The sequence below is a fragment of the uncultured Cyclobacterium sp. genome (assembly GCF_963976465.1).
In the GTDB taxonomy this organism is placed as follows: Bacteria; Bacteroidota; Bacteroidia; order Cytophagales; family Cyclobacteriaceae; genus Cyclobacterium.
In genome coordinates this window covers 1-8187 of sequence record NZ_CAXBOC010000235.1, presented here as the reverse complement: position 1 = coordinate 8187, position 8187 = coordinate 1, and the positions used below count along the sequence as shown (strand labels likewise).

At 36.4% G+C, this 8187-nt stretch carries 8 protein-coding genes; 1 reads left to right on the top strand and 7 read right to left on the bottom strand.

Annotated features, from left to right (window positions below):
• From AAC037_RS13750 to AAC037_RS13725, 6 genes are all read right to left on the bottom strand, one after another.
• Positions 1 to 808, bottom strand: an 808-nt coding sequence (locus AAC037_RS13750; RefSeq protein ID WP_339903524.1) for a glycoside hydrolase family 43 protein, incomplete at its 3' end; no start/stop codon positions are given.
• Between the two features lie 642 nt (positions 809 to 1450).
• Positions 1451 to 1990: a cupin domain-containing protein gene (locus AAC037_RS13745; RefSeq protein WP_339903523.1), complete on the bottom strand. Its 540-nt coding sequence runs from the start codon at positions 1988 to 1990 to the stop codon at positions 1451 to 1453.
• Between the two features lie 95 nt (positions 1991 to 2085).
• Complete coding sequence (locus AAC037_RS13740) at positions 2086 to 2874, bottom strand: helix-turn-helix domain-containing protein (RefSeq protein WP_339903522.1); 789 nt, start codon at positions 2872 to 2874, stop codon at positions 2086 to 2088.
• 278 nt (positions 2875 to 3152) lie between these two features.
• The gene (locus AAC037_RS13735) at positions 3153 to 4772 is read right to left on the bottom strand and encodes an ATP-dependent DNA ligase (RefSeq protein ID WP_339903521.1); all 1620 of its coding nucleotides are present in this window, start codon (positions 4770 to 4772) and stop codon (positions 3153 to 3155) included.
• Positions 4769 to 5785, bottom strand: a complete 1017-nt coding sequence (locus AAC037_RS13730; protein WP_339903520.1) for a ligase-associated DNA damage response exonuclease — start codon at positions 5783 to 5785, stop codon at positions 4769 to 4771. The genes AAC037_RS13735 and AAC037_RS13730 overlap by 4 nt, the downstream gene beginning before the upstream one ends.
• A gap of 227 nt (positions 5786 to 6012) precedes the next feature.
• Positions 6013 to 6390, bottom strand: coding sequence for a DoxX family protein (locus tag AAC037_RS13725; protein ID WP_339903519.1), 378 nt, complete (start codon positions 6388 to 6390; stop codon positions 6013 to 6015).
• 112 nt (positions 6391 to 6502) lie between these two features.
• Between AAC037_RS13725 and AAC037_RS13720 the strand changes: the two genes are divergently transcribed.
• Positions 6503 to 6847 (top strand): helix-turn-helix domain-containing protein, encoded by a 345-nt coding sequence (locus AAC037_RS13720; protein WP_303611133.1) that lies wholly within the window; start codon positions 6503 to 6505, stop codon positions 6845 to 6847.
• Between the two features lie 252 nt (positions 6848 to 7099).
• On the opposite strand, the gene AAC037_RS13715 is transcribed toward AAC037_RS13720, so the two are convergent.
• On the bottom strand, positions 7100 to 8176 hold the full coding sequence (locus AAC037_RS13715; RefSeq protein WP_339903518.1) for an agmatine deiminase family protein: 1077 nt from the start codon (positions 8174 to 8176) through the stop codon (positions 7100 to 7102).
• Between the last annotated feature and the right edge of the window lie 11 nt (positions 8177 to 8187).

Genomic DNA, 8187 nt, shown 5'->3' with positions numbered 1-8187 from the left:
CTCCTATAGCATAGGCAACGCTGTAATCAGGCCCTGTCCAATTTCCTTCTGACCACATAAAGTAATACTTACCTTTTCTTTTAAATACAAAAGGTCCTTCAACATATTGATCAGGGGTCAATTCTTTAAATGTTTCTCCATCATCAAAAGGCACTAGACTTAATAAATCATCACTTAGTTTGACAATATTACAATGTTTCCAACCACCATAGTACATGTAATATTGGCCATCGTCATCCTTAAACACAAATTGGTCTATGGGCTGGGCACCATTATGGAAAGAGTTTATCAGGGGTTTACCAATGGCATCAATAAATGGGCCTGCCGGATTGTCGGCTACAGCAACACCAATTCCGCCCATTTCATCGTTGCTCTGAATATCGTTGGCACCAAAAAACAAGTAATACTGCTCATTGGCCTTAATGATCGAAGGAGCCCAAATGGAATAGGCTGCCCATGATACATCTTTGATGTCCAGAACCCGTGAATGTTTTTCCCAATTGATCAGGTCTTTTGAAGAAAAAGCATCAAGAAAGGTTTGTTTAAGGTATTGTGGATTGATCGTGTTTTTTTGAAGTTCCAGTTGCTGCTCAGTCAATTCCGATGTTTTCTCCACATCTTCATAATCATCTGAAAAAGTTGGGTAAATCCAATATTCTTCATCAAAAATTATTCCTTCGGGATCTGCATACCAACCCGAGAAAACTGGGTTTCCGGAATAAACGGTATTTTCTTCTTCATTTTTATTTGGTTGACATGAGCAAAGAAGGATAATTACAAAAGGAAAGGCTAAGCTTAGGGTTTTCATTGGGCGTTATAAATTTGGCTGATTCGATGGTGGGTATTTATTTGCAATAGTGAATATAGGTCAAAATGCTGGTCTTGCAAATTAGGAAAGATTTTCAAATCCAGCTTTTTTAAAATGTTAAAGATTTGGTTAACAGTAGCTATAAATTATGGTCCTGAAAATCGTAATAGTCCTTCTTGAATTATTGTCGTTATTTGAAAAACCAATTTCTTAATGTTATGCTATACTTTTGCTTCTGTTTATACAGGGTGATTTTAAGTTTTATATGGATTTACCTTTTGTATCTATTTATGAGTTTTTTATTGTGAAGATATTTTTGGTGTAAATTTTAAATGTCAATCAGAAGGGATTCTAATTGTTTATTTTTTCATGTTATCTAAAATACGATTCTGGATTTATCTTTGCAAGAAATAGGTTGGTAGGTATTATTACGGCATTGCCTTTATTCTGCCTTTATTGTCACCTTTCCGTGGGGAATTACAGGCTGGATCAAATGTCCGCTTTGACCTGGACATGGTAATAGGGCATAAAGTAACCTGTATGGGTGTTTTTCTTGAAGCGTTTTATTAAAAGGAATTGTACCCGGAATTGAATATTCCGGGTTTCAATATCGCTCAAAATTTTACTTTTAAAGAATTTTTCCTAAACGAAACTAACCCCGTGTTTTTGACAAATTTCAGCCACTTTATTAAAATCCGGTGGTCCTTCCGGTAAATCTGTTAATTGCTGAAACATATGTTCAATTCCCGCTGGGAAGGCAGAAGTGATCATTTTGGCTTTATTTGTTCCAACTACTTTCCATGAGTGCGGGATGTTTTTGGGAGCATACGCTATATCTCCTGCTTTCAAAACTGAGGTTTTACCCCCCACCATTATTTCGATTTCACCCTCAATTATCCGGAATATTTCATCTTCTTTACTGTGAACATGAGGCGGTATTCCTACGCCGGGTTCAACATTGTCTACCCATTCAACAATTTGATTGCCGGTTTCAATACCTACTAATTTGTGGGTTTGAATATCACCAATTACATTTAAAACGCTCCCTTCTGAAGCTTTAATTACTTTAGATTTTTCATTGGAGCTTTTTTCTGAGCCATTCGATTGAAAAGGCGAAATTTCCGGTTTTAGGACAAATGCTAATCCTAGGCCTGAAGTCTTGATAAATTTTTTCCTGTCCATGATTTAAGTTTTTATGCAAATTATGGCAGCAATGGATGTTTTACAATGTGAAAAGTACGGTAAAACCTTAGATAATAAGAACAATTACCCCTTTCTTAGGATGGAAGGGTTAATTCCTGTATGAGATTTAAAAAAAAACTGAAATAATCAGGTGAGGAGAAACCCAAACCAAAACTGATTTCCTTTAAGGTTTTGTTGGAAAATTTTAATTCATGTCGTGACCTCATCAGTAATTGTTCTACAATAATACTTTTTGCACTTGTGGAAAGAATTTCTTGAACACATTCATTCAAATATTTTGATGAGATATTTAGAATGCTGGCATAATGACTTACTTTATGGTATTCGCAAACTTCCTTGTCTACAAGTCTTTTGAAGTTATAAACTATCTTGGTTTTGGCATTATTATTTGAAACCACAGATTTGATATTACACTGCCCATCACAGTAAACGAAGAATGTATTCAGTAAAGACAAAATAGCCTCTTCTTTGTGGTTAAGTTGAGAACCAGAAAGTTCATCAATCATTTCAAGAATTGCCTGTATTCTCTTTTCTATTCCCGGACTTAATTTAAACAGCGGGATTTCATCCTGATGAAAAAGTCTGACCTTATTGATGTGTAAGCTTTTTAATACAGGTGTATCCAAAACTTCTTTGCTTAAATACATGATAAAACCCGTAGATTCATTATTATTTCTAATTATTTCCCACTGGTGAATAGGGTTTAAAAAGAAAATAGAATTAGAGACATTTTCGTATAGATGGTTGCCAATCTCAATGCCTGTAATACCCTCTTTTATCCAACAGACTGCATAGGGTCTATGGCTTTGTTTTGCGCAAAGCTTGCTATTAATAGGAGCGGTTTTTATTGAATTAAGGTCCATAAATTGCGCTAAAATTAGGAAAGGGATAATTTCATTAAATATTGTAGAGAATTTTAATCTAATGTATTGATTCAATCATTTTTTATAAGTATTCGGTATCAAAATAATTGGTTATTTAACGAAAAGCCTTGATCAAGATAAAAATAGTTGCTTAAGTGTGCAAACACCGGATATTACTTCTTGTATTTGTAGTTTGCTATTATTACGCTTTTTTGAATTTATTTTCTAAAAAATAGAGCTAGGAAAGATATTTTTTAATTTATTTGTTTGATATGGTTTCAGCCATACAAATTCAATAAATTTTCTAAATCTTCTAAGGTATTGGCCTCATTTGCAGGTTTGTCTTTTCTCCATCTAAACATTCTTGGAAATCGCAAGGCTACACCTGATTTATGACGGGATGACCTGGCTATTCCCTCAAATGCAATTTCAAAAACCAAATCCGGTTTAACACTTCTTACCGGCCCAAAACGATCAATGGTATTTCGTTTTACAAATGCATCTACCTCATTAATTTCTTTGTCAGTTAGGCCGGAATAGGCTTTGGCAAATGGTACTAGTTCCATGCCTTTCCACACTGCAAAAGTGTAATCGGTATATAAGTTGGCCCTTCTTCCATGTCCTCTCATGGCATATAAAAGGACAGCATCTATGGTTAATGGATCAATTTTCCATTTCCACCAATCCCCTTTTTTCCTACCTACTTTATAAGTGCCGGATTTATTTTTAAGCATCAAGCCTTCTGCATGATATTTCCGTGAATCGGCCCTTTCATTGGTTAAATCTTCCCACTCATTAAACTCCACCAATTCGGAAATAAGCAATTTTTTGGAGGCTACGTTTTTCACTAGTTTTTCCAATTCTTGTCGCCTATATTGCAAAGAAGATTCCCTAATATCCTCCCCATTCAGTTCTAATAAATCGTAAGCAATCATTATTACCGGAGCCTTATCCAAGATGCTTTTGCTTACATTTTTACGACCTATTCGACTTTGCAATACATTGAACCCTAGTGGTTGATCGCTTTGATAAGCAATAATTTCTCCATCAATGACAGTTCCTTGAGGAAGGGCTTCGGTAAGTATTTCAAATTCAGGAAATTTGTCCGTTATTAATTCTTCTCCTCTTGACCATAAAAAAAGCTGGTTTTCTCGGATTATCAATTGTCCTCTAATTCCATCCCATTTTCTTTCGGCCAGCCATTCATTGGGCTTTCCCAATTCTTCTATATTGGTCTCTAAGCCATAAGCCAGATAAAAAGGGTAAGGTTGAGATATTTTATCTGCAGGATCAGTTGCAATGATTAATTGATGATAGCTACTTGTTTCTGCTCTCCAGTTGCCCATCAATCTATGGGATAGAGTATTTTCATCAATGCCACTGTGCCGGGACAATGCCCTTGTCATCAGTTTTTGAGAAACCCCCACCCGCCAACTTCCGGTCATTAGCTTGTTGAAGATAAAACGCTCGGTTTCATCAAGTTGATTCCATGCCCAGAGCACTTTTTCTTTTTTTGTAGCCAACATATCTTCCGATTCGGTGGGATGCTCGTCTTCGAGATTTTTTAAATCGATAATAAATGCAATCCATTCACTAAGGCTTTTGTCATGTTTGCTTTCAAGATTAGGATGCATCAAAGCCATGGTCTCTGCCAAATCACCCACGATATGGTAAGACTCCTCAAACAACCACAGTGGTACATTTGCAGCTGAGGCAGCCCAAGCTCTTAGTAAGGAAGTTCTTACACTTCTTTTAGGCCTTCTATGACTAAGAATGGCGATGGTCCAAAGCTTATCTTTATCATTCGCTTTATTAAAATAGTCCACCAAAGCAGCTACCTTTTTTAAGGTTTTGGTAGTTTGATCAAGCTGGGTAAAAAGTTGGACAAAATCTTTCATTCTGCATTATTTTTATCCGTGTTTTCTATTCCTTCGGCCTCAAAGGCTGTTGCCTCAATCTGTGTTTCTATCCCTTGATCATTTAACCACTTGCTAAATATATTGGTGTATCCATGAGTGACTATCACTTTTTCACAGGCTGTTGCTTTAATGGCTGCATTTAGCCCATCCCAGTCGGCATGATCTGACAAAACAAATCCTCTATCCAATGATCGTCTTCTTCTTGGCCCTCTCAATTTCATCCAACCGGAAGCATTGCCAACTTCGAAAGGTTGGAATTTTTTTTGCCAAGAAGTTCCTAATGCGGAAGGTGGAGCAATTATTAAAGCACCTCTGTACGCAGATTTATTTATCTCAGAATTTACATAAGTTGTTTGGTTCAGCTTAACGCCCATATTCCGAATGATTTCATTGGTTTTCTCTATGGCACCATGGGTGAAGATTTTTCCAATAGAAGGATCTATTCCTTGAATTAAGCGCTGAGCTTTCCCTAAAGAATATCCGGTAAGAATGGTAACCTTATCTTCTTCTTGGTTTTTTTTCCACCATTTGTTAATGTCGTCGAATACCTCCTTTTGATTCTGCCACTGAAATACCGGTAAACCAAAGGTACATTCAGTGATGAAGGTATTACACTTTATGGGTTCAAAAGGGCTTGCAAACCCGTCGTCTTCCAATTTATAATCCCCGGAAGCTACCCAAACTTCGCCCTTGTATTCAACCCGTACTTGAGCAGAACCAATAATATGACCGGCAGGATAGAAACTAAAGGAAACCCCATGGATGGTTCTTTTTTCCAGGTATTCCATTGATTCAATATGAATATCTGATCCTAAACGGTGTTGGATAATTGGTTTAGATAAATGGTGACTGAGGTAAAATTTGTTTCCCCAACGTGAGTGGTCGGCATGCGCATGCGTAATGATAGCATAGTCGACCGGCTTCCATGGGTCGATGTATACATTTGCTCTTTCGCAAAAAATTCCTTTTTCTGTAAATTGCAATAAGGCCATAATTCTATAACTTGTTTCGGTTATTTATGTTCGGTTTTTCCCTGGCCTTTTGCGGGTTTAATATTAGGTAGTTAGCACGAAGAAATAAAAATTTGATTAATAAAAAATAAACCGGTATTAAATAAAAAGCCATAATAACATGCCTGAATTTATGCTATTATGGCTTTGTTACCAATGAAATGCCTGCTGTTTTATCACCTTAGCATTTTTTTAATATTAAGGCATTACTAGTGTTTGATAAGGACCAAGTACTTTTTATAATTGTCCAAAATCGCCCAAATATTGATACCTAAAAGGATCACAGCTATTCCTAAAGTGGCCGGATCAAGAACCAAATGATGGATAAAAATGCCTGTCATTACAGGTAATATGACAATGGCTCCTAATGCTCTTGTTCTTGGTATAGCTATTAATAAACCACCTATTATTTCAACAACTGCCACTAAAGGAAAAATCCACTTGATGGTTGCAAAAGCTCTCATAATTTGCATCATTTCTTCAGACATTTCAGGCATGGGCATATAGTTGAATAATTTGTTTAACCCTGAGTTAATCATCATAAGCCCAAATAGGACACATAGTATTGTAAGGATTTTGTTTTTCATAATTACTTTTTTTAGCTATTTAATGTACAAAATTAACTATTTTTGATTACAATTTGTAATCAGTTACCCATAGGTAATCAGTTACCTTTAAGTAACCTATTAACTAGAGGAGATGAAAAAAATGGAACATAAGGAGTGTATGTCCGCCTTATTGCCTGTAAGGGATACGCTGGATATTATAGGAGGGAAATGGAAAATTTTGATACTTATTTCTATTTGGGAAGGTAACAAACATTTTAGGGAAATAGAGCGCAGTATACCAAAATTAAGCACTAAGGTGCTGTCTAAGGAATTGAAGGATTTGGAGGCCAATCATTTGATTACAAGAAGTGTTATAAATGGCTTTCCTGTTCGTACAGAATACAAACCCACTGATTACTCCAAAACTTTGGAAAAAGTAATTTTGGAATTGCAGCAATGGGGGATAAACCACCGGAAGAAAATTTTTTCCGAATAGTTTTTCAGTTTTAAAATTGATTTCTAGGGCCTGTCCTGTATTTAAGGGAAGGGCTGCATTCCTAAGAAAATCAGACTGTTTGAAGATTTTAGGATAGTATCGCTTTGGTGAATTGAAAACAAGAAGTAAGTGGCTTATTTTGAAGGTATTACAGTAGTAGGTCAATTAAATATTTCGTGTAGAATGGCCACTTTTTAATTTCTTCTAATTGGATTCCACATCCCCTTCATTCAATAAAAGGCTTAATCTTGCTTAATAAATCTGTTGGCTGAGACAATGTAAGGTTCCGAACCCCCAAATAAGATCAATGGCACCTATGCCAATTATTTCTTTGTCTGGAAAGCAATTTGCCAATGTGTTTAAGGCAAGCCTATCATTGGCATCATTAAAAGTAGGTACCAATACGGCACCATTGATGATCAGAAAATTAGCATAGCTGGCAGGTATACGTATGTTTTCAAAAATCAATTTTTGTGGCATTGGAAGCTCTATGATATTAGGCGATTTCCCATTTTCCAATGTAGCGTTTTGGAGGATTTTAAGATTGTCTTGAAGCGGTTTAAAGTTTGCATCTTTTTTGTTAGTTTCAACTACTGTGACGATGGAATCTGCATTCACAAATCTACACAGGTCGTCAATATGACCATGAGTGTCATCTCCTTGTATACCATTTCCTAACCAAATCACATTTGTTATTCCAAGGTATTCTGCAAAAACCGTTTCATAATCTGATTTTGTAAAACCAGGATTTCTAACTTGGGTAATAGGATCTAGCAAACATTCCTCGGTAGTCAGAAGGCTACCTTTTCCATTGACATCTATGGCTCCACCTTCTAATACAACAGGATTTCCTTTGTACTTGGCCACGGTCATGGGGATTTCCAAGGTATTGGCCACAGCTTCCGGGACATGTTTGTCTAATAAGTGATTGGCGTATTTTGCCCACCCATTAAAATTGAAGTTAATGGCTTCTTTTCCCCCCTCTGCGGTTTCGACAATAATAGGTCCTGCATCTCGCATCCAACTCCTGTTGGTTTTTTTCTGAATGAAAATGACTTTTGCTAGATTTACGTTTGCTTTTGCAAGCATACCGCCAACCTTATTCTGCTGTGAATCATCCTTAACGATAAGAAAAACACTTTCATATTGGGTTATTTTCTTGATGAATTCAATGAATGCCCATTGGATGGCCTGGTATTTACCTGGCCAGTCATTTCCATTATGCGGAAAGCACAATAAGACTCCCCTTTGTTTTTCCCACTCTGCAGGAAACCTTCGCCCTTTATTCATGGTGTTACTTATCAATTGCTCTTTTGGTAATGTCTCCATAAAAATCTATT

What these genes read in the sequence shown, in the direction of transcription:
- AAC037_RS13745 (WP_339903523.1), bottom strand. Translation starts at nt 1,990, where the DNA reads ATGGACAGGAAAAAATTTATCAAGACTTCAGGCCTAGGATTAGCATTT.
- AAC037_RS13740 (WP_339903522.1), bottom strand. Translation starts at nt 2,874, where the DNA reads ATGGACCTTAATTCAATAAAAACCGCTCCTATTAATAGCAAGCTTTGC.
- AAC037_RS13735 (WP_339903521.1), bottom strand. Translation starts at nt 4,772, where the DNA reads ATGAAAGATTTTGTCCAACTTTTTACCCAGCTTGATCAAACTACCAAA.
- AAC037_RS13730 (WP_339903520.1), bottom strand. Translation starts at nt 5,785, where the DNA reads ATGGCCTTATTGCAATTTACAGAAAAAGGAATTTTTTGCGAAAGAGCA.
- AAC037_RS13725 (WP_339903519.1), bottom strand. Translation starts at nt 6,390, where the DNA reads ATGAAAAACAAAATCCTTACAATACTATGTGTCCTATTTGGGCTTATG.
- AAC037_RS13720 (WP_303611133.1), top strand. Translation starts at nt 6,503, where the DNA reads ATGAAAAAAATGGAACATAAGGAGTGTATGTCCGCCTTATTGCCTGTA.
- AAC037_RS13715 (WP_339903518.1), bottom strand. Translation starts at nt 8,176, where the DNA reads ATGGAGACATTACCAAAAGAGCAATTGATAAGTAACACCATGAATAAA.